Below are 21,416 nucleotides of genomic sequence, written 5' to 3'. Positions count from 1 at the left end.
GAAAAGCTCGTACTAGTTAATTTTATCAAAATCTTTAACTTCTCGCTGGAATACTACAGAAATATAGTTTTCATTAATAATTTTTACGCTAACATCTCCAACTTGAGAACCATTACGAACTCTTTTTAACACTCCATTAATTCTCAATAATCCAAGTCTAGATGTGCTTTTTGATGATTTTACAAATCCAAGATACTCAATCCTTGGCCAATTTTTGATCTGAGAAACCTTAGGTCTTGATACTTTTCTTGGTTTAGAAGAAGCAACAACTTTTTTCTTGACTCCCGTGGATTTTCCTAAAAAAGGATCTCGCTTAGGAATACTTAGATTAAAAGTATCTTTTTTATGCATAAATGCTTTGGCAGGTTTTACCAATACATCGGCTGTAATAACAGTATCAGCTGATGTAAAATATGGCGAAATAAATTTAAAAAGCACTACCGCCCATATCAAAGCTACTGCAATTATCAAGATGGTATTTATCTTCTTCTTTTGCATTAATTGATTATAATTTGACTAGCATCACTAAAATCTCCCGTATTTCCAGCATCATCTATTCCTCTAACTCTCCAAAAATATGTTCCTGCAGTCGTAAAAGTAAACGTATACTCATCTATCGCAAGAGGATTCGAGTTAGTTTCTATCACATCATTAAAAGTTTGATCTGTAGCAATTTGTATAGTACTGGTTATACCAGACTGAATTACTCCTGTATCAGCAAATGTCCATTTAAAACTAATTTCTTCATCCACAGAAGCTGTTTGTCCGGTGGTTGGCTCTGTTAAAGTTGGCGTTGGTGGAGCTTGGGTATCAAGAGAAAAAGTTCTTGGAAAAAACTCACTAGTACTAGAATCATTTCCTGCCTGAATCTCCCATTTGTACTCCCCATCTTCTGATATTACAGAATTACCAATAGTAATTGATGTACCAATAATATTATTGCCATCATTATCAAAAACAAGAGTTTCTGTTGATCCATCAATTTTAGAAATCTTTATTTTATAAAAAGTAGCTGTAGATATAGGATCCCAAGTAAAGGTTAGTGCAGAATTATTAGTAAATATACCATTTGCCGGACTTGTTAAAGTAACAGTTTGATTAGAAAGATCTGTAGAAGCTGCAACTGTAAATCTAGAATCAAAAGTATAAGCAGTTACATAAGCAAAATTCTCTCCCCTTACTCTCCACTGATAGGACCCAGGATTCATTGCATAATCAAAAACAGATTTAATTACCAAAGAATCCAAAATAATTGCATTTGTCTCCTGATTATTAATCTGGATACGATACTCATCAGCTCCTTCAATACCATTCCATCTGAACTGCACTGTATTACCCTCTATTTCTGCCATATCAAGCGGTGCAACAGCAGTAACTAAATCATTGGTTATATCATCCTCAATAACATCATCACATCCCTGAAAGCATATAGTGGACATGAGTAACAATAGTATATAACTAGCGTATTTTTTCATAATTCTGAAATATAATTTGTTCAAATAATCTTTTTCTTCTTGTTCTGGGCTCTTTTTCTATATAAAACTGTAAGCTTACTACTCTTGAAAAATCAAACTCTTTTTCATAGTTATACGTAGTTTTAAGCAGGTCGCCAAAATTACCTGTAAGTATTAATCTATTGGTATAAACATTAAAATATTCATCACTGGATTTATGCACTTCCTCTAATTTCACTAATGGCGTATTAGTATTAATCTCTGTGAAAGTGTTTAGTATTTCTTGCTGAACTATATCAGGATTAGCTACTTCCTTTCCTATGAGTTTATCGAGATATTCGACCTCAGATTTAAGGCTGGTAATATGTTGCTGAGAATTATTTACTTTAGCCAGTTTTTGCTTTGATTCTTCTAAAAGTTTTGCAGCATCTATTGCCATACTATATGATCTTTTATATGCAGTAAAAGCCAGTATGACCATCAAAATTAATAGTGCAATGAATTTTTTCTTATATGATATATTTTCAAACATCGAACTTCAGTACTAATTTAATTTTGAATGAATTGGTTCTATTTTCCCTTTGGATATCTACAATTTCCAAATTCCCTACCCAAGGTTGTTTTTTTAACTCTTTTACCCAAGAAGTTAATGCAGCATAAGATGAAACCGTGCCTTCCATCTCAATAAGGTTATTAATAAAATTTATTCTTTGTTCTGCTTTAATCTTTGTTGTAGTCGGAAAAACATTAAGTACAGAAAGATTAATCTCTGTAGGAACTTCTTTGGTTATTTCTGATATATAAAAACTAAGAAATTTACTATCATTAAGCCCGGATTCTTTAAGAATTGCTTCTTTATTTTCTTTATCTTTTTCTAAAGAAACCAGTTTAGAGTACGCTATGTTTTGTTGACCTAACTCTACTTGAACTCTTTGATTTGCATCGGTATAATAATTTAACAACATATAGCTTCCTAATAAGGTCACTAAGAAAAATGATAACATCATAACCCCTAATACATTAAAAGCTTTCTTAAAAACAAATTCTTCTTTATCTACAGAAAGAAAACTTTTATCTGCTACTATTTCATTACCGGGATACAGATAATTCAATACCGCGGCAAAACTTGTTATATTTTCGCTAGATATATTTTCATCTCCAATAACATATTCTTCAATACTATTTTGGTTTCTCTTACTAAAATCGGTGATTTGATCATTTTCAAAAAGAATATCAAAATCTTTAGTCTGTAGAGTATTCGACTTAATCAAAGGTTTAATAGCAGTCACAACCAAAGGTCCAATACTTATGTCTACTACCGAAAACTGTTCTTTTTTAAACAATTCAATTTCCTCGGTTATAACCTCTTTTCTGGCAACAGAAGCATAAATATGCTTTTCTTGCTGAAACTCATACCAATGAAAATCATCCGGATTGGCATTAAACAAAAGCTTTGACCGATAGTTAGGAACATTATCCAGCTTTTTAGAAATAATACCTTGGCCTGAAAATGATAACAGAATAGGTCTATTTTTTGACAGCTTTTCTACTAATTCTTCAAAATTATTAGTAGCATAACGATCAATAATTGAAAGATCATTTTTCTTTTTATGAACCTCTAACACGGAGAATTCCTTCTGATCATTGTCAAAATGGACCTGAACAGCCTGGAACTTATTACCTATAAGGATGTTATTTAAAAAATTATTGATCATTAATATATCACACTTGGTTTAATGAATACGTGTAATTTAGACTTATCTTTTGCTTTTCTTCTACTGCTAAAAAACCATTTTATAATTGGTATTCTGGATAAAACAGGTGTTCCGCTACCAGAGTTTTCTCTCTCCAGTTCGTCCAAACCTCCTAATAGAATCATCTCATCATTCTTAACTCGGATTAGAGACTCAAATTTCTGAGTAGACTTACTTGGTGGAGCATTCTCTCCTGCTCTACCGATAAATGCACTTTTCTCTACAGAAATTTCTAAGGTTACGTGCTCATCCAGAGATACAAAAGGTTTTATATTAACACTTAGATTAGCTTCAGTAGGTTTCCATTGACCGGATTGTAATATATTATCATTTACACCAGAGTTAATTAATCTATTGGTTTGCTCGAAATAATAATCTGTCTCACCAATAGAAACATTGGCTTCATGACCACTTAATGTAGCTATTTTAGGCGTTGATTTAAGATTTACAATAGAATTCGTTTCCAAAGCACTTAAATTGGCATAGAAATCCTTAGTCACTTTTCCGATATTAATAATCCCCAGTCCATTAAAAGCATCAATCAATTGATTAATTGAGGAAGAATTTACCGTAACATCAGTACCTGGAAAAATTCTTCCGTTAGTTTTAACATCTTCAGAACCATCTCCCAATATTGCTTGAATACCAGTCTGAATATCATAAGATTTTTGATATTGAACAATTAATACTTCAATTTGAACTAATGGAACAACCTTGTCTAATTTTCTAATCACATGTTTTAATTCCGCGATTACGGGTTTGGATCCGGAAACTAAAATACCATTAAGCTCCACAAATTCCTGGATTTCTACATCTTGTGTTAAAGATTTAGGTAAAGTAGCTAATACAGATTCAATAGTTCTATTCTCTAACTGTACTAATTCTGACATTCTGAGACCAGCTGTAGTTTCTTTTCCAATTAGGTAAAAATCATCATTGTTATTTACAGTATATTTTTTTCCTCTAAACACGTGATCTAACAATGTATCAAAATCCATCTCACTAGATGAAATAGTAGCTATAACATCATCCGGTTTATCATACATTGCATATCCAATATCCAGTAAATCAGCTGCTTTGGTAATTATCTCTGTAGCGCTGGCATCAAAAGCTTTTACATTAAGGTAGCCATTATCATTTAGCTTCATCTCTAAATCTCCGGAAACGTTTTGAGAACCATTTCGTGATGATGTTCTTCTTCTATTAGTTCTACCGCTCCCATTTCCTGGTTGTTGAGAAATATCTACATCTTTAGACAAAAAATAGAACCCATTTTCATCTTGCTCAGAAATCAATTGATTAGACTTGGCTATCATATCAATTACCTGATCAAAAGGTCTATTGATTATATAAGATGAAACCATCATTGTTTTAACATCTGGTGCTAAAACTATATTCTTATTAGATAACTCTGTAATCTTAGATGCTACTGCTGGTAAAGAATCATTTTTAAGTTTAACCGACAAGAAATCATTTTGTTGATTATACTTGATATCTAGCTCTCTTTTAGGTTCTGGCTTTGGTGGTTCAGGAATGATCTCTCTTTTCTTAAACGCAATAATGTTATTCATAAACTGAACGTCTAAGTCATATTTTCTAATAAGGAAAACAAATACATCTTTTACCTTAACATCAATAAAATTACTAACCACCATTTGGTTAAGTGTAGGATCGACATCCACATTTATCTTATGCTCTTCTGCAAGTGTTGTTATAATCTCAAACAATGTCAATCCTGTAACATCAAGTTGTGTGGTTTCTTCTAACCCTTCTTTGGTTTTAGCTATTTCTTCTAGTTTTTCCTCAATGGTTCTGATGTCAGTCTGAGCATAGACAACATTGAGTAATAGCAAACAGCTAAATAATAACAATCTTTGTATCATTCCCTTATCCTTCTATTATAATTGAATACACTTCTTCTATAGAAGTGATTCCATTTTTTACTAATTGTATCGCTTTACTTGACAAACTAGAATCGCCATAATCAGATATAGCTTCTTCTAAGTTTGTTGAATTCTTTTTTATTTCTTGCGCCAATACTCCATCTATAGGTATAGTTTCGTATATGGCTGTTCTCCCCTTATAACCAGTATAATAACAATCATCACATCCTTTTGGTAAACAATGACTTGTTATAGCATCAAAAGCTTCATTATTATATTCTCCTTCTTGCAATTCTGTTTCCACCTTACAAGAATTACAAAGCTTACGCACTAATCTTTGCGCCACAGAAATTTTTAAAGTTTCCGCAATAAGAAATGGTGGCACTCCCATATCAATTAATCTAGAAATCGTTCCTAGAGCAGAATTTGTATGTATTGTAGACAATACTAAATGTCCAGTAAGACTTGCTCTAATCGCCATTTCTGCAGTTGCTCCATCTCTAATCTCCCCTAACATAATAATATCAGGATCCTGTCTTAAAAAGGTTCTTAGTGCACTGGTAAACGTTAATCCAATATCTTCTCTAAGCTGAACTTGATTAATTCCTTTAAGCGTATATTCAATAGGATCTTCTACCGTAACAATATTACTAGTGACTTTATTTAGTTGTTTTAGACTGGCATACAGCGTAGTTGTTTTACCAGAACCAGTAGGACCACTAATCAAGATGATTCCTTTGGTAGCTTTTAAGGCTTCGAGATAAAGTTGTTTTTCTTTATCTTCCATACCTAATTTATCCATACTTAAATGAGCTGTATCCCTTCCAAGAATACGCATCACAATCTTTTCACCATGCAATGTTGGCAAAATAGAAACCCTTATATCGAATTCATCATAATTGATACGACCATCCTGTGGTAATCTTTTTTCGGTAATATCAAGATTAGATTTGATCTTGATTTTATTAACCAATTCCAGGTAATTTTCCTTCTCTATCTTATACTTTTCGATAAGCTTACCATCAATCCTGTAACGTATTCTTGCATCCTCTTTAAAAACTTCAAAATGAATATCACTACTTCCAATACCTTTTGCTTCGAAAATTAATTCCTCTAGAAAGTCTTGAGAAGAAGATCTAAAACTCTCAGTTTTACTAGACTTATCAGCATCATTATTACTAATTCTGTAATAAGAAACTAAAGCCTTATTTATGATCTCTGAAGAAACAGGAACTAACTCTACATTTTTACCTATGATTAATTCTAACTCATCGGTTATAGATGCATCAAAAGTATTCTCATCCACAAAAAATATAATACTATTACCCGAATCTTCTTTTGGAATAATATTATAGTTATGAGCCAAATCAGCATTAATAATCTGTTGCTCTTCTGTGGTTAATATGATTTCTTTTATTGTATCCAAACTTTATAGAATTTTACCAAAGAATAAATCGAATCCAGTTGTATAACTTATAAACTTAAGTACAACAATATATAATCCTAAAAGCCCTGCAAGTGGAACCAGTTCTGTTTTTGTAGTAAGTCTAATCACCAAAAAACCTACTATAGAAAACAACATTCCTGTTATGAAAAACAGAATGTAATTATATGTTGAAAACAACGGGACCACTGCTACAAAAAACAAAAGATCTCCTAACCCCATATTCTTTTTAAAAGGGTTAGTAAAGCTTTTATTTTTAACTAAAAGGTATAGATAAAGTCCGGCAAATGTTATCATCAAAAACAATACACTATATACTAGGACCATTGGTTTATATCCTAGCCTTACAAACGATACAACCCCCGTAACCAATAGTAAAATCGGTAACAGTATATGTATAGCTCTAAACTTTAGATCTTGGATAAAAACCAACATCAGCAATACAATAACAAGTATTTGAAGAAAAATATCCAACCAGCTTAGTCTTTTACAGTTTCCTTTAATACCTTTTTCTGATCGATCTCCCAGGTATTATAATTACCATCATCATCAAAATCTGATAATGATGTCGCTGTAGCTTTAAACGAATTGGTTGAAGCCTCAATGATTTCAATTCTATACACTGCCTGACCGCCTTGATCAATTGTTAAAGCAGGTTCAAAACCAAGTTCATCAAAATCAGCCGTATAGCGAGAGTGTCTATAAAAATGATTTTTCTCTAGTCCATACAAATGATTAAGCATACTCTGAGCCTCAATTGACTTAGCTTGTGTTATTACAGAGGTTTGACTAGGTAATACCATCAGTAATAGTATCCCAATGATACAAAGCACAATTAATATCTCTGTCATAGAGTATGCATCTGCATACCAATTACTTTTTTGTTTCTTCATATGTGGTGAAAATATTCTTAATGAATTCATTAGGGGTATTTTAAAGGGTTGCAAAACTACACAAAATGTTAATAAAATCTAAAAATTTAACTTCCATTAATTATTTTACTTAAATCAAACATCGGCGCATACATCGCTACCATTATTAATCCTACTATACCTCCAATAATAATTATAATCAATGGTTCTAATACTACTCCTATCATTTTGGTCTTATGTTCTACTTCTTCATCATATTCATCCGCCAATCGAGAGAACATTGTGTCTAGTTCATTAATCTCTTCGGCTACTTCTACCATAGAGATTAATTTGTATTCATAAATTTTATGTTTCTTCATTGCCGCAGCAAAGGGAACTCCTTTTATAATATCATTTCTGATACCATCAATAGAAGATTCAATAGGGTAAAAACCGATCATCTTTTTTACCATATCCAGAGACTCTGTTAGTGATGTTTTAGAAGTCAGTAGTAAATCTAAAAACTGACAGTATCTTGCCAGATAAACCATTTTTACTAGTTTCCCGAAAAATGGTAGTTTTAGAATAAACCTCGATTTATAACTTCTAAATGTATCATTCTGTCCATATAGTTTAACCAAAAACACAATGGTAACTATAGAAATCGCCACTACTAAAAATATAGTTGGAAACTTTTCTGACAACACGATAATATTTTTTGTCAATGCTGGTAGATCACTATCAAACTGGTTAAAAACAGACTTAAACATCGGAACTACATAGGTTAACATAAAATACAACACTCCAACAGTAAGTATCAATACAAATGAAGGGTATGTAATTACCGAAATAATCTGCTTTCTTAATTTTATCTGACGCTTAAAGTATTTATGTAACTCTAATAAAACTGTATCCAGTTTCTTAGTTTCTTCACCAATCTTAATACTGAAATATTCATAAGGAGAAAACTTACCGGTTTCTTCTAATGCTTCATAAAAACTCTTTCCTTTTACGACCTGTGCCTTAATCTCCAAAATTAAGTTTCTTAGATGTTCTTTCTTTTGTTGATTAGCTAGTATATCTAATGCTGTTTTAAAATCTACTCCTGCATTGAGGAGTGTAGATAAATCTTTATATAACGCCTCCTTTTCCTTGGCTCCTACTTTTTTAGAAAAGTTGATCTCCTTATTAAAAAAACCAGAAGTTGAGGATGAAGTTTTTTCAACCTTGACGCTTTTATTTATGTTACTAACATCAATTCCCATTACAGATTTAATTTTAGATTAGGAGCATAATCTTTGGTTATAGTAAACTCTACTGGTTCATCAAACAATGTAGTTTTTACAGCTATTTCGGTAATCAAATCTTCTTTAGTAATTACATTCAATTCTGATGAAAGCTTAACATCATCTATAAATAAGGTATCTAACATCTGAATTTGTTTTCTAACTAAATATTTATCGGTTATTTTATACGATACTTCTTTTCCGTTGTATGATACTATTTTAAAACTCTTAAAGGATTTTATAACTTTTTCGGCATTAAAGAAATCAGTTTTTAATTGTACATAACTTCTATTCAATTCGTTTTCTTCATCAATAGAATTCTGGTAGCTAATCACTTGTTGTACAAATGATGAATAGGCAAAATATATCATTCCCATTATGATAGACATAATGGTTAGATTAACTAACATCTCTAATATGGTAAATGCTTTTACCTTCATTGATTATTCTTTTTGCTTACCAGATAATTGTAATGTATTGTATCTGATACTGTTTGTACAGCAAATTTTATTCTTTTTAAATCTTTATCACCTTCATAATCACTCACAGTTTTCTTTATGGCATATGTTTTAAATTCAAATAATTCATCATCAAAATTCTGAGAGCTTTTGGTATCATTCACTAATTGATTCAACTTAAACTTAATCCTGTATGAGTTTATAGAACTACTACTATTCAACACAGAAACATATATTCTAATAGCAATCAATAAACAAGTCGCAATGATGGTAACTGCAATCACAGATTCTATCAACGAACTAGCTTGGATATAATTCTTATATTTTTTTGATTCGCTCAAGCTTTTTTTCTTCAGGGTTAACAAACAAAGGTAACTTCACATATCCTTCAGGAATATTTTCAGTATCAATAAGTCCATTAAGAATTACATCTGCATATTTAGAACTTCTAGTTTCTAATTGTAATTTATGAGCATAAACTGAGCCTATTACACTTCCTTTTAATTCCAAAATCCCGTTACAGTATACATCTCCGACGATCATCGAATTTTCTTCAACCGTTACAAAATTATTTTGACGTTCTCTAAAACTATTACCATCAATAACAATTCCGCCATAAATCTCTACATCTTCTGCTATCTCAATTTTCTTATCATAATCTCTAGTAGAATCATCTATCACGATACAAGAAGGGTATCTAAGCTTTACATAAGATTCTATGACAACTTCTTTATCAGCATATATTTGTATACTACCCTCAAAATCCTCCTCGATAACCACTTTTGGAGCCTGAATAATTACATCCTCGATTTTTGATGTATCATCTATTTTAATGGTATCGTTAGATTTTATAATAAAATTTCCTTTGATTCGCATTCTATCCAGATTCTCTCCTTTATCCAGGTAAATCAACATGGTTTCCTGATCAAAACCTCTATATATCAATTCATTTTTCTTAAATGATGACAAAGAAGTTTCCTTTATATTATGGGGATATGTAAGTTGAGGTGGAATTATCTTGGGTAAATTCTGCGATGAAACACCTATATTTCCAATTACTTTAGGATTATTAGCCTGTTGATTCCCTAAAATATTAACTACTTTATATCTTTTTTTAGGCAGTTTCATATCACCTTTGATTTCAGTAATCCCAGAAATCTTAAGCTCTTCTCCAAAATCGCATAAATACAATGCCAATGGCCTTTTTTGCTTTCTTTGACCTACAATAAAACTATTCTCTACAGTATCTTTTCTAAAATATGCCTTCCCCTGTAACTTGGCATACATTCCCCATCTTTCTTTCTTGAACTCACATATCAAACCATCATCAAAAAGATCGATTTTTTGCAAAGCTTTTTTTTCAAAACCATCAGGATTAGAAAGATAATAGTCAAAACAAGATTCACATCTATCTACAAGTTGTGCTTTTACCTCATAACGAGACGCCAATGACTTATTTATAGTAAATATATAAATCAGCCCACCGCTCAATATTGCTATAATGAGACAAACATAGATTGCGTATAATAGAGATCCCGCTTTTAACATAAACATCTCTACTGTTTTTTTGAGGTTTTATTTTTTTGTAATTCCTTCTGTTTTTTAGCAAGTTCTTTTCGTTTCTTATCCAATTCCTTCTGCTTTTTCTTTGCTTCCTTCTCTTGCTTAATCTTTTGTTTTTCCTCTGGTGTTTTCTTTTTGAATAAGTTTTTAAAGAAATCTTTTGTTTTTACACCAAAGCTTTTCTTATTCTTCTTATTAGCCTTCTCAGCTTTTTCTTCTTCCGGCATTTCTTCTTTTACGACCTGTTGCCCTTTCTTGAAGTATAATGTATCTTTTGATTTATAATTAATCCACCTGCCGTGTTTCTTACTGTTTTTAAATTTCCCTCTAATAAGTAGCTCCCCATTTTCTGTGAATTCTCTGTAAATGCCTGTGGCAATTCCTTTTTGCCAATTGGTAATTTTTTCAATTTTACCATTCTCATACCAACTTTTCCAGATATTATCTTTGAGTCCATAATGAAACTCTCCTTGTTCGGCTATACCATTTTCTCTGTAGGTCTTTTTATACTCCCCATGCAGTAATTGTCCATTAACGCCTCCATAAGAAGAATGTATCTTCCCGGTTTTAAACCAGAAATACTCTTTATAATCTTTGGGATCAGATTTATCTTTGGTAGAAACGTAAAATGTATAGTTATAGGTGTCATCAGAAATTATCTTTCTGCTTATATCATTACCTAAATATTGTGAAGATCCTAAAACAAAGATCAACGTAAAAAATAATTTCATTTTGGGTACAATTTTAAAAGTTGCAAATTAACCGCTTTGTATCGAGAAAAAGAACAAAAAATTACAATTTTTTGATTATCAATACAATACAAATAGACTGCGATATTCTGTCCCGAAGAAATATCACAGCTATTCATATCTTGTTTATATAACTACTCAAACATAAAACACTCGTTTTTTAAACTGTCCTAATATACTTTAGTGTCATAAGTAACAGTTTTGTTACCCTAATTTTTGAAATTTATTTCGAAAATATAGCCTAAATGCAAAAATTCAATATTTATTTTTGAATTTGGTCTTTCATTTTTTAAACTACAGATACGAGCTTCTAAAAAGGCTATATCGCCTTTTGAAGCTTCATAAATATCAACCAATAAAATATGGGCAATTAAAAAATAGTATTAAGCCACTTCAGCTCCTGTGGAAGCCTCCCAAATCATAAACCATTCTTCATCTGTGATTTGAATATTTGTAGCATCCACAGCAGATTGAATTCGATTGATTTTAGTTGAGCCTATAATTGGCAAAATACCGGAAGGGTGTCTTAATATCCATGAAATAAGAATTTGATCAGAAGTAGCATTATATTTTTCTGTTAATTGATTTACAACCTTATTAATTCTAATTACGTTGTTTTCAGGTTCTTTAGAAAAGAATTTACCACCAGCTAATGTAGAATACCCCATTGGAGATATTTTATGCTTAATACATTGATCTAAAGAGCCGTCTATAAACGGATCTAAATGCAGTGGTGATATTTCTATCTGATTGGTAGTTAGAGGTATAAAATCATTCAACATCTCGAATTGTGATGTCGTAAAATTAGACACACCAAAATGCAACACTTTTCCGTCATTCTTAAGCTTGGTAAAGGCTTCTGCGATTTCATGAGGATTCATTAGCGGACTAGGTCTATGAATTAGTAGTAAATCTATAAAATCCGTATGCAAATTAGTTAATGATTGTTCCACTGATTGCAGAATATACTCTTTATCCAAAGCATAAGATTTAATTTTGTTATTTGGCCGATGAGGTGTCACTAATTTTATGCCGCACTTGGTTATCAACTGTATTTGTTCGCGTAGCGAAGAATTTCCTTTTATAGCATTACCAAATAACTCTTCGGTCGTATAATGACCATAAATATCTGCGTGATCGAATGCAGTAACGTCAATAGCCAAACAATCTTCGATTAATTTCTGAGCTTCATCAGTTGATAAATTTGCTCCCCACTCACCCCAATTCATGCATCCGGAGATAATTCTTGAAAGCTTTGGACCTTGTTCTGATATTTCAACTTGCATAGTTATATGTAAATAATAATATTTTTAATAATCAATAGCCTCGTAAATCACTCTTTGAATTTCAGACCGAATATCATTGGCTATAAGCTTACGATTGGCTGAATTTGGATATGTACGGTTGCTTAAAAATACATATACAATTTCTTCTTCGGGATCAGCCCAGGCAAAAGTTCCAGTGAAACCACTATGTCCAAAACTGTTCATAGAAATACAACCACACGTAGGTCCTACATCTCCCAATTGAGGCTTATCAAACCCTACTCCACGCCTTACATCTTTTTCACAATAATAACACGTATTGAATTCATCAAGTGTCTGTGCACTGATATACTGCTTACCACCATAATGACCACGATTTAAATACATCTGCATGATTTTAGCTACATCATTAGCATTAGCGAATAATCCAGCATGACCGCTAACCCCCCCAAACATTGCTGCTCCTTGATCATGAACATAACCATGGATAATCTGCTTCCTAAAAGCTTGATCGTTTTCGGTAGGAACAATTCTTTTTTTATCAAATCGATTCAATGGTAAATACCCTGTATTACTAGCCCCCATAGATCTATAAAAATGCTGCTGTATCAATGCATCCATAGTATTGCCATAATGTTCTTCTATAAAAGCTTTTATGAAATAATAAGGGAGATCACTATACTTATAACTTAACCTTCTGCGTAGTTCACTATCTTTAATTCTAAGCATCAAAGAGTCCTTCATATCACTACGTAAGTATAAACTATTAGTCACCTCTATATTGAATTCATCAGACATTTTATTTCTATAATACACCTTACTAGGTTTAGAGGTAACCGAATCCAAAGTTTTGAGATAAAACGGAATCCAGGCCCTCAATCGCGCATAATGAGAAAGCATAGAACGAATTGTCATATCTTTCTTATTAGAGTCTTTAAAATATGGCAATATATCGCCTATCCTGGAATCTAAAGAGATAATACCATCATCTTTTAATTCCATAGTTAAAGGCAAAGTTGCCAATATCTTTGTTAATGATGCCAAATCATAAATATCCGAGCCTTTTACCTTTCGCTGCTTATTATATGTATGGTAACCATAGTTTTTATTAAAAATTACTTTACCTTTTCTGGCAACGATAAGTTGTAACCCGGGAGCCATCTTTTCTCTCAATGTGTAATCTACTATAGAATCTATTCTATTAAGTTTATACGAATTCATTCCCACCGTTTCAGGTAAACCATATGAAAGTCTATTCATAAACCTCGTTTTTAAACCTGTTCCCACGGGGAAATCATCTCCTAGACTTACCGGTAGTTTTCCTTTAGCTTCAATTGCACCAAAAAGTAATTGTGCTGTCTTCTCTTGTGAAATCTTACTATTTTGATATGCCATTACCATACCTTCAAAGTTAGTCGTGGTAGACATGTCTAACATTGCATAAGGTCGGGAGAACATACTCAAAACAGTATTATTCAATCTAGCTATTTCATACAACCAAACTAATTCTTTGTCCTTGAATTTATAATCCTTCCACGGGGATTCATTAGATTTATGAAATCCAACAACAACCATATTATAATTACGAAGTTGCTCTAATAAGTCGGGTAATTGATTACCTTTTACCCAATCTACTTGAGCATACTTATTTAATTCTTCAAAAAACACTTGCCCAGAATCATCTCCAAGAGATACATAAGCTATCTTTTTTAGGTCCAAATTCTTTATTGGCAGTATAGCTCGGTCATTTTTAATCAATGTCAAAGAGTGCTCAACAAGTTTATGATGCAAAACATCATTATTTACACTATTTAACTCCGTCGAAAGAAATGCTGTTTCTACAGGCTTGTACTTATTTAACCCAACTTTATACTTCGCCATAAGTATTTTACGTACAGAATACGATAATCGTTCTTCATCAAGCATTCCTGAATAATATGCAGAAATAATTTTTTGAGAAGCTAATGCTACATTTTCAGACATCAATAGCACATCATTACCAGCTAAAAAAGCTGCGAGATCGATTTCTCCAGGTTCCTTAAAATTAGATGCGCCTTTCATATTTAAAGCATCTGTAAATATCAAACCCTCGAAATTAAGACTATCTTTAAGTATTTTGGTTACAACATTCTCCGAAATCGAAGATGGTAAATCTGATCGTGGCTCTAAACTAGGAATATTTAGATGAGCGACCATCACACTAGATAACCCCTCATTAATCATGGATTTATAGGGATACAATTCTATACTATCAATTCTTTTAGCATCAAAATTAATTGTTGGAAGTGTTTTGTGCGAATCGCTATCTGTATCTCCGTGCCCGGGAAAGTGTTTTGCGCTAGCCAAAACCCCTTCTTTTTGCATTCCTGTCATAAAAGCCAAAGCTTTTTGAGTAACATTTTCTTTGTCTTCGCCAAAGGAGCGGTTTCCTATAATAGGGTTTTTGGGATTGGTATTGATATCCACCACGGGAGCAAAATTAATATGTACTCCTAATCTTTTACAATGTTTAGCAATCTGTCTTCCGGTATCTTCAATCAATTGATTATCCCGAATGGCGCCAAGCGTCATATTCCATGGAAAAGCATATGTGGAATCTAAGCGCATAGACAAACCCCATTCAGCATCCATACCGATCAATAAAGGGACTTTAGACAATTCCTGAAATTCATTATTCAGTCTAGCTTGCCGATAAGGCCCTCCTCTGGAAAAGATAACTCCACCAATATGATATTCTTCTATAAGTTGCTTTATTTTATCTGTCTCTTTCCTGGTCTTAGAAGAAAATATATCAACCATAAAGAGCTGACCCACTTTTTCCTTAAGGGTCATGCGGTTATATATACTATCAACCCAACGTTTTTGTTCTTCATAATCCTTGACCACTAATGGGCCTTGATCCTGAGCATAAATACTAAAAGTTAAAAGAAAAATTATTAAAGTAAAATATTCCCTACTTATTTTTGTCACACGAAAATTCTAATTTAAAAAACGGTTATGCCAACTATCTTTTGCCGGTACTTCCCAATCGGTACGATATTCAGCAATATTATTAACCAAATTATTAAAAACAATAGTATTCGGAGATACTGATCTGTTTTTAGCCATTTTCCTGAAATCTGCCAACGTTTTATACGCCACAAATTCTCCTTGTTTAAAGGACACGTTCATTTTATCCATTAAATCTACATTATAGGCTTTCTCCAGTTCCTGAATAAAATGTACTGAAGCATCTATAGAACAACCACTAGCAGCATTTAGATTTTGATCTAATGCTATAGTAATAAATCTTTTATATTTGATGTCATAACCTGCCTTAAGATCAGCTCCATGAGCTGTCCACTGAGCAATAAATTGATCTAATTTTGATGTAATCTCTTCCAATTCTTCGGGAGAAAATGATCTATTAGCTTGATATATCCATACCCGTGATGTTTCGGGTAATTCATTAAAGTCTACCAGCATAAGCTATTTTTTTACTAAAATAACAAAATCTACTTCTAATCAATGTTATAAAAAAGAGTTAATATGAACAAACATATTAACTCTCATAAAATTGTCTAAATTATCTAGAAAATTCTACAAATCCTGCGCGTTAGCAATAAGTTCTGCTACGTCTAGCACTTGGACACTGTCTTCTTTTTCTTTATTCTTAATACCATCGGTCATCATTGTATTACAGAATGGGCATCCTGCAGCAATAATGTCCGGTTTAGTTTCCAAGGCGTCTTCGGTTCTTTCGATATTTACATCCTTGTTTCCTGGTTCTGGTTCTTTAAACATCTGAGCTCCACCAGCACCACAGCATAAACCGTTGCGCTTGCATCGCTTCATTTCTATTAGTTCTCCTTCAAGCTTTTTGATCAAATCTCGTGGAGCTTCATACACATTATTGGCTCTACCCAAATAACAAGGATCATGGAAGGTAATTCGTTTTCCTTTAAACTTACCTCCTTCAATAGTTAATCGGCCTTCATCCAACAAAGATTTTAGAAACTGCGTATGATGCATTACTTCATAATCTCCTCCTAGAGAAGGATACTCATTCTTTAACGTATTAAAACAGTGAGGACAAGCTGTTACTACTTTTTTAATCTCGTATGCGTTCATAACCTCTATATTGGTTACCGCCTGCATCTGAAATAAAAATTCATTACCTGCTCTTTTAGCAGGATCTCCCGTACAGCTTTCTTCAGTACCTAATACAGCAAAATCTACATTAGCTTTATTTAATAGTTTTACAAAAGCCTTTGTGATTTTTTTTGCTCTATCATCAAAACTACCTGCACAACCTACCCAAAATAAAACTTCGGGTTGTTTTCCTTCAGCCATATATTCTGCCATTGTAGGCACTTTTACTGTCTCGCTCATTTTTATGTATATTTAAAGTTTATGTAGTATAGTTTTATACGTAAAACTATACTACATAATTAATCGTGTTTTCCGTCATCAAAAACTTCAATAGTAACTACTCGCTCTACCAATTCTGTAAACTTACCGGTATAACGTGTAGCTTTTACTAAGTGATTATCTATCCAGTGATAATTCCCTCCTCTTGGTTTACCCATTAATAAACTATGATATTTGAAGCCGTGTTTTTTTAACCAAGTTTCTGTAACTTCTCTATGATCTTCTGTTCTGGAAGTGAAGAAACATATAATATGTCCTTGATCAAACCATTTATTTAATGTAGCCAGCGCATCCGGAAATGGTGCACAAGTAGCCATACGCTCCGGTTCCTCATTTGGCACATCATCTGTGATTGTTCCATCAATATCAATAAGATAATTCTTAATACCTTCTGGTAATACAGGACTTATATGCTCTCCTGCTTCTACTTTGTCATGCAATAATTTCTCTACTTCTTCCTTCTTCATAACTTCTGTTTTCTCTTAATTTAAGGTTTAATTGGGTTAATAGTTTGGTTAATTATTATTTCGTATTCCTTATTGTTATTATTTATTTTATTAAAAGTCAAAAACATAAAGTATTTCTCACTAAAAACTCAAATAATTAATTTTAATAAAGAATAAACAATTCATTATTATTCGTTACTCCAGTTTAATCGATCCATTTGATTAAATGGCCACGGAGCACCATTATTTTCTATATTAGACATCATATTATTGAGATCGGTAGGCGCAGCACTTTGCTCCATTACCAAATATCGTCTCATATCTATTATTATTGACAGCGGACTAATGCCAATCGGGCAAGCTTCTACGCAAGCATTACAACTTGTACACGCCCATAACTCCTCTGTTGTGATATAGTCATTTAATAATTGCTTACCGTCATCTACAAAGCTACCTCCATTCTTATCAATATTATCTCCAACTTCCTGAAGACGGTCCCTGGTATCCATCATAATCTTACGTGGAGACAATTTTTTACCAGTTTGATTAGCTGGACATTCACTAGTACAACGACCACACTCAGTACAAGTATAGGAGTTAAGTAATTGCACCCAATTAAGGTCAACAACATCAGAAGCTCCAAATTTCTCTGGCTCTCCTTCTGACTCATCCCCTGCTGGTGCAGCAAAAGGATCCGCACTAGGGTCCATCATCAACTTTACTTCATTAGTTACTGCTTCTAGATTATCGAACTCTCCTTGAGGTTTTAGATCAGCATAATATGTGTTCGGAAAAGCTAAAAGAATATGTAAATGCTTAGAGAAATATAAATAATTCAAAAACACTAATATTCCTAAAATATGTAACCACCAAGCCCCTCTTTCAATAAGAAATATGCTTCCTTCAGACATTCCATTAAATAATGGTGATATATATTGACTTACTGGATAAGCTCCAGCTTTTACATAATGATCTGCACCCAGATTCTGAAGCTGTAAATCAGCTGCATTCATAGTTAAGAATAATGTCATTAAAACGACTTCAAAATATAAAATAATATTTCCATCATTTTTTGGCCAACCTTTTAATGTTTTAAAGCGTTTGATGTTAATCACATTTCTTCTCATCCAAAAAAGAAAAACACTCACTAACACCAAAAGTGCTAAAATCTCAAAAGATCCAATTAAGAAGTCATAAAAACCTCCTAGGAATGCAAATATTCTATGGGTACCTAAAATACCGTCAATGATGATTTCTAATACTTCGATATTAATAATAATAAACCCAAGGTATACTATAACATGTAATATTCCTGCGATAGGACGTCTTACCATTTTGGATTGTCCTAAAGCCACCATTGCCATATTTTTAAATCGTTCACCCTTATTATCGGAACGATCTACATCTTTACCTAAACGAATATTACGGATTACTTTGCGGATATTTTTTGTGAAATATCCTACGCCTGCTACTAAAGCAATTACAAATAAGATGTTAGGTATATATTGCATAATCTGGTAGTTAGTTTATCGAGTCTGCCGGTTTTACGTATGGTTTATTCTTTTTCCCAAAAACTGATACGTTTACATATCGAGTTGGGTTTAATCTTAAATCTTGAAGCAATAATTCTAATTCTTTACTGGTTCTTTCCAGGTTATCATAAAGTTTATCATCACTCAATAGTTTTCCTGCTGTTCCTTTCCCCACTTTAAGGTCTTTAGAAATCTGGTCAAAATTAGTTAAAACTCCGTCTAAATCTTTAACTAACTTACCTACATTTACTTGTGACAAAGAATCTGAAAACTTAGTCAGATTGGTAGACATCTTACTCAGATTACCTAATGTATTATTTAACTTCTGACCTGAAAGAATTTGATTTAAAGAAATTGATGCTCCTTTAAACCCTTTAACTGTGACAGCTAAATCCCTAATAATTGAATTCAAATTATTCGTATTATCATCATTTAGAACACTATTCACAGATGTTAAAAGTGTATCTGCATCAGTTATTGCTGATTCTAGTTTTTCTTGCAATGGTGTCAACTTTTCATTAACCAACTCTAACAATCCAGCTTCTATTCTGCCAGGTAGTGTATCTTTATCTTTAGCTTCTAATCCTGCTTCATATACAGGAATAATAGCTAGTGATTTTCCTCCTATCAAACCTCCGCCATATACTTTTGCCTGACTATTTTTAGAAAAAGAAAAATCTGTACCTACATTAAACTCTACTACAAGATTGCCTTCTGTATCTGCAAAATCGATCGAAGTAACTTGACCAACTACCATTCCATTAATGGTTACCGGAGAAGAAGGTATCAAACCTTCTACATTATCGTATACTGCATAAAGTGTACGATCATTTTCTAAAAGGTTTTTTCCTTTTAAAAAGCTATATCCAAAAATCATAAGTGCTATAGCACATAATGCTAAGATTCCTGTTTTGACTTCTCTAGTAAATTTCAAAATAGAATATGTTTAGGACACAAATTTAGAATAAAAATATATTTCTTGGGCTTATTACCAAATGAATTATTAAGTATTTATTCAAATTAATTGGATGGGTTATTGAGTTTCAGAGCCTCAGCTAGCGGAATTGACTCTTCATTTTTAAAAGCTACCACAAAGCTGGAAGGAAACCCTTTATCCACAGCAATATCCTTAAGTTCCTGAATTAAAGTGTAATTAGAAGTTTTTCCGAAATAATATTTATATAAATCTCCTGTATGTGTTTTAGAAAGTTGATCCAAACCATTAAAGTTAAATGGCTTTAATTCTATATCTGTTGAACCTGCAGCAATCTGAACTCTAAAGTTAACCCCTTCATAAACTTTATCGCCTTCCATTTCTGCTTTGATTTCTACTGTTTCAGGAATTTCGGGTTTAGGCACATAATAAATAGCATCCAGGCTTTCTTTATAATCTACAATTGATTTTGTAATCGATGCTGCCATTTCCTGCTGCCCTTTTGCAGAATTCAGATATTTTCCTTCCTTATGATTTGTCAAAAAACCTAATTCTACCAATACACTGGGCATATAGGTTTGATGCAAAACAACAAATCCTGCTTGTTTTACACCTCTACTTTTCTTTTTTAATGACTTTTTAAACCTATTTTGTACAAAACTTGCCAAAGTAAGGCTTTGTTCTAAATATTCTTCTTGCATTAACGTAAGGCCAATAATAGATTCTGGAGAATTAGGGTCAAATCCATCATAATTAGCCTCATAATTATCCTCAAGAAGAATTACCGAGTTTTCATTTTTTGCTACATTAAAATTTTCATCATTTGCATGTAACCCTAGTACAAAAGTCTCTGTCCCATATGCCTGAGAGCGATGAGAGTTACAATGTACTGATACAAAAAGATCTGCCTTAGCTTTATTTGCTATACTTCCTCTTTCGTGTAATTCTATAAATTTATCTGTCTTTCTAGTATAAACAACTTTAAAACGATTATCTTTTTCTAGAGTAGCTCCTATCTTTAAAACTACATTAAGTGAAATTTCCTTTTCCTTGTAACCATTTCCTCTATTACCTGGATCATCTCCTCCATGACCTGCGTCTAATACGACAACAAATTGATCATTTTCCTGGGCTATAGCCTTCTGACTACATCCAAAAGCACAAAAAATCACTAACGAAATACAAACGGTATGTATAATCTTCTTTTTCATTAAATCTTTAAATAAAATATATCCAATTTGAAACATTCCCTTTATGTTTCAGTATTTAGTATAATAATTTCAAAATCCAAAGGTTATGAGTTTTGAAATTGATCATTAACTTTTACTATTATATAACTCACGAAGATGCATATTTGATATAATTTTTTATTTTTTTCTCAATTACA

21 protein-coding genes are annotated in these 21,416 nt (G+C 32.4%); all 21 read right to left on the bottom strand.

Annotated elements, in window-relative coordinates; genetic code table 11:
- Window positions 1–12: 12 nt before the first annotated feature.
- The 21 genes from J8M14_RS15120 to J8M14_RS15020 all read right to left on the bottom strand — a co-directional run bounded on the left by J8M14_RS15120 (window position 13) and on the right by J8M14_RS15020 (window position 21,240).
- Window positions 13–498: a hypothetical protein gene (locus tag J8M14_RS15120; RefSeq protein ID WP_211075641.1), complete on the bottom strand. Its 486-nt coding sequence runs from the start codon at window positions 496–498 to the stop codon at window positions 13–15.
- A complete protein-coding gene (locus J8M14_RS15115; protein WP_211075640.1) occupies window positions 498–1,475 on the bottom strand; it encodes a hypothetical protein in 978 nt (325 codons plus the stop codon). Before J8M14_RS15115 ends, J8M14_RS15120 begins: the two co-directional genes overlap by 1 nt.
- Window positions 1,459–1,986, bottom strand: a complete 528-nt coding sequence (locus J8M14_RS15110; protein WP_211075639.1) for a hypothetical protein — start codon at window positions 1,984–1,986, stop codon at window positions 1,459–1,461. The genes J8M14_RS15115 and J8M14_RS15110 overlap by 17 nt, the downstream gene beginning before the upstream one ends.
- Window positions 1,979–3,169: a hypothetical protein gene (locus J8M14_RS15105; RefSeq protein WP_211075638.1), complete on the bottom strand. Its 1,191-nt coding sequence runs from the start codon at window positions 3,167–3,169 to the stop codon at window positions 1,979–1,981. The genes J8M14_RS15110 and J8M14_RS15105 overlap by 8 nt, the downstream gene beginning before the upstream one ends.
- Entirely contained in the window at window positions 3,169–5,091 is a 1,923-nt protein-coding gene (locus J8M14_RS15100) for a type II and III secretion system protein (protein WP_211075637.1), read from the bottom strand. Before J8M14_RS15100 ends, J8M14_RS15105 begins: the two co-directional genes overlap by 1 nt.
- 4 nt (window positions 5,092–5,095) lie before the next feature.
- On the bottom strand, window positions 5,096–6,517 hold the full coding sequence (locus J8M14_RS15095; protein ID WP_247672659.1) for a GspE/PulE family protein: 1,422 nt from the start codon (window positions 6,515–6,517) through the stop codon (window positions 5,096–5,098).
- Between the two features lie 3 nt (window positions 6,518–6,520).
- On the bottom strand, window positions 6,521–6,862 hold the full coding sequence (locus J8M14_RS15090) for a hypothetical protein (protein WP_211075636.1): 342 nt from the start codon (window positions 6,860–6,862) through the stop codon (window positions 6,521–6,523).
- A 152-nt stretch (window positions 6,863–7,014) separates the two neighbouring features.
- On the bottom strand, window positions 7,015–7,458 hold the full coding sequence (locus tag J8M14_RS15085; RefSeq protein WP_247672658.1) for a type II secretion system protein: 444 nt from the start codon (window positions 7,456–7,458) through the stop codon (window positions 7,015–7,017).
- 56 nt (window positions 7,459–7,514) lie between these two features.
- A complete protein-coding gene (locus J8M14_RS15080; RefSeq protein ID WP_211075635.1) occupies window positions 7,515–8,651 on the bottom strand; it encodes a type II secretion system F family protein in 1,137 nt (378 codons plus the stop codon).
- The gene (locus J8M14_RS15075) at window positions 8,651–9,112 is read right to left on the bottom strand and encodes a hypothetical protein (protein WP_211075634.1); all 462 of its coding nucleotides are present in this window, start codon (window positions 9,110–9,112) and stop codon (window positions 8,651–8,653) included. The genes J8M14_RS15080 and J8M14_RS15075 overlap by 1 nt, the downstream gene beginning before the upstream one ends.
- The gene (locus tag J8M14_RS15070) at window positions 9,109–9,471 is read right to left on the bottom strand and encodes a hypothetical protein (RefSeq protein WP_211075633.1); all 363 of its coding nucleotides are present in this window, start codon (window positions 9,469–9,471) and stop codon (window positions 9,109–9,111) included. Before J8M14_RS15070 ends, J8M14_RS15075 begins: the two co-directional genes overlap by 4 nt.
- Window positions 9,449–10,684, bottom strand: a complete 1,236-nt coding sequence (locus J8M14_RS15065) for a hypothetical protein (RefSeq protein ID WP_211075632.1) — start codon at window positions 10,682–10,684, stop codon at window positions 9,449–9,451. Before J8M14_RS15065 ends, J8M14_RS15070 begins: the two co-directional genes overlap by 23 nt.
- A 2-nt stretch (window positions 10,685–10,686) precedes the next feature.
- Complete coding sequence (locus tag J8M14_RS15060; protein ID WP_211075631.1) at window positions 10,687–11,424, bottom strand: hypothetical protein; 738 nt, start codon at window positions 11,422–11,424, stop codon at window positions 10,687–10,689.
- Window positions 11,425–11,825: 401 nt separating this feature from the next.
- Complete coding sequence (locus J8M14_RS15055) at window positions 11,826–12,728, bottom strand: aldo/keto reductase (RefSeq protein ID WP_211075630.1); 903 nt, start codon at window positions 12,726–12,728, stop codon at window positions 11,826–11,828.
- 24 nt (window positions 12,729–12,752) lie between these two features.
- On the bottom strand, window positions 12,753–15,677 hold the full coding sequence (locus J8M14_RS15050) for a glycoside hydrolase family 3 N-terminal domain-containing protein (RefSeq protein ID WP_348772851.1): 2,925 nt from the start codon (window positions 15,675–15,677) through the stop codon (window positions 12,753–12,755).
- Window positions 15,678–15,686: 9 nt separating this feature from the next.
- Window positions 15,687–16,172, bottom strand: coding sequence for an ABC transporter ATPase (locus J8M14_RS15045; RefSeq protein WP_211075629.1), 486 nt, complete (start codon window positions 16,170–16,172; stop codon window positions 15,687–15,689).
- A gap of 114 nt (window positions 16,173–16,286) precedes the next feature.
- Window positions 16,287–17,078, bottom strand: a complete 792-nt coding sequence (locus J8M14_RS15040; RefSeq protein WP_211075628.1) for a (Fe-S)-binding protein — start codon at window positions 17,076–17,078, stop codon at window positions 16,287–16,289.
- A gap of 59 nt (window positions 17,079–17,137) precedes the next feature.
- Window positions 17,138–17,584: a phosphoheptose isomerase gene (locus tag J8M14_RS15035; protein WP_211075627.1), complete on the bottom strand. Its 447-nt coding sequence runs from the start codon at window positions 17,582–17,584 to the stop codon at window positions 17,138–17,140.
- A gap of 167 nt (window positions 17,585–17,751) precedes the next feature.
- Window positions 17,752–19,074, bottom strand: coding sequence for a (Fe-S)-binding protein (locus J8M14_RS15030; RefSeq protein ID WP_211075626.1), 1,323 nt, complete (start codon window positions 19,072–19,074; stop codon window positions 17,752–17,754).
- Window positions 19,075–19,084: 10 nt separating this feature from the next.
- Window positions 19,085–20,029, bottom strand: a complete 945-nt coding sequence (locus J8M14_RS15025; protein ID WP_211075625.1) for an MlaD family protein — start codon at window positions 20,027–20,029, stop codon at window positions 19,085–19,087.
- An 86-nt stretch (window positions 20,030–20,115) separates the two neighbouring features.
- Window positions 20,116–21,240, bottom strand: coding sequence for an N-acetylmuramoyl-L-alanine amidase (locus J8M14_RS15020; RefSeq protein WP_211075624.1), 1,125 nt, complete (start codon window positions 21,238–21,240; stop codon window positions 20,116–20,118).
- Between the last annotated feature and the right edge of the window lie 176 nt (window positions 21,241–21,416).

It is taken from the genome of Aquimarina sp. MMG016 (assembly GCF_018100805.1).
In the GTDB taxonomy this organism is placed as follows: Bacteria; Bacteroidota; Bacteroidia; order Flavobacteriales; family Flavobacteriaceae; genus Aquimarina.
This window is presented reverse-complemented; position numbering and strand designations above follow the sequence as displayed.

Coding starts and splice junctions, on each gene's coding strand:
- J8M14_RS15120 (WP_211075641.1), bottom strand. CDS start 498: ATGCAAAAGAAGAAGATAAATACCATCTTGATAATTGCAGTAGCTTTG.
- J8M14_RS15085 (WP_247672658.1), bottom strand. CDS start 7,458: ATGAATTCATTAAGAATATTTTCACCACATATGAAGAAACAAAAAAGT.
- J8M14_RS15030 (WP_211075626.1), bottom strand. CDS start 19,074: ATGCAATATATACCTAACATCTTATTTGTAATTGCTTTAGTAGCAGGC.
- J8M14_RS15110 (WP_211075639.1), bottom strand. CDS start 1,986: ATGTTTGAAAATATATCATATAAGAAAAAATTCATTGCACTATTAATT.
- J8M14_RS15035 (WP_211075627.1), bottom strand. CDS start 17,584: ATGAAGAAGGAAGAAGTAGAGAAATTATTGCATGACAAAGTAGAAGCA.
- J8M14_RS15105 (WP_211075638.1), bottom strand. CDS start 3,169: ATGATCAATAATTTTTTAAATAACATCCTTATAGGTAATAAGTTCCAG.
- J8M14_RS15065 (WP_211075632.1), bottom strand. CDS start 10,684: ATGTTTATGTTAAAAGCGGGATCTCTATTATACGCAATCTATGTTTGT.
- J8M14_RS15090 (WP_211075636.1), bottom strand. CDS start 6,862: ATGGTCCTAGTATATAGTGTATTGTTTTTGATGATAACATTTGCCGGA.
- J8M14_RS15080 (WP_211075635.1), bottom strand. CDS start 8,651: ATGGGAATTGATGTTAGTAACATAAATAAAAGCGTCAAGGTTGAAAAA.
- J8M14_RS15040 (WP_211075628.1), bottom strand. CDS start 17,078: ATGAGCGAGACAGTAAAAGTGCCTACAATGGCAGAATATATGGCTGAA.
- J8M14_RS15045 (WP_211075629.1), bottom strand. CDS start 16,172: ATGCTGGTAGACTTTAATGAATTACCCGAAACATCACGGGTATGGATA.
- J8M14_RS15020 (WP_211075624.1), bottom strand. CDS start 21,240: ATGAAAAAGAAGATTATACATACCGTTTGTATTTCGTTAGTGATTTTT.
- J8M14_RS15060 (WP_211075631.1), bottom strand. CDS start 11,424: ATGAAATTATTTTTTACGTTGATCTTTGTTTTAGGATCTTCACAATAT.
- J8M14_RS15075 (WP_211075634.1), bottom strand. CDS start 9,112: ATGAAGGTAAAAGCATTTACCATATTAGAGATGTTAGTTAATCTAACC.
- J8M14_RS15100 (WP_211075637.1), bottom strand. CDS start 5,091: ATGATACAAAGATTGTTATTATTTAGCTGTTTGCTATTACTCAATGTT.
- J8M14_RS15115 (WP_211075640.1), bottom strand. CDS start 1,475: ATGAAAAAATACGCTAGTTATATACTATTGTTACTCATGTCCACTATA.
- J8M14_RS15055 (WP_211075630.1), bottom strand. CDS start 12,728: ATGCAAGTTGAAATATCAGAACAAGGTCCAAAGCTTTCAAGAATTATC.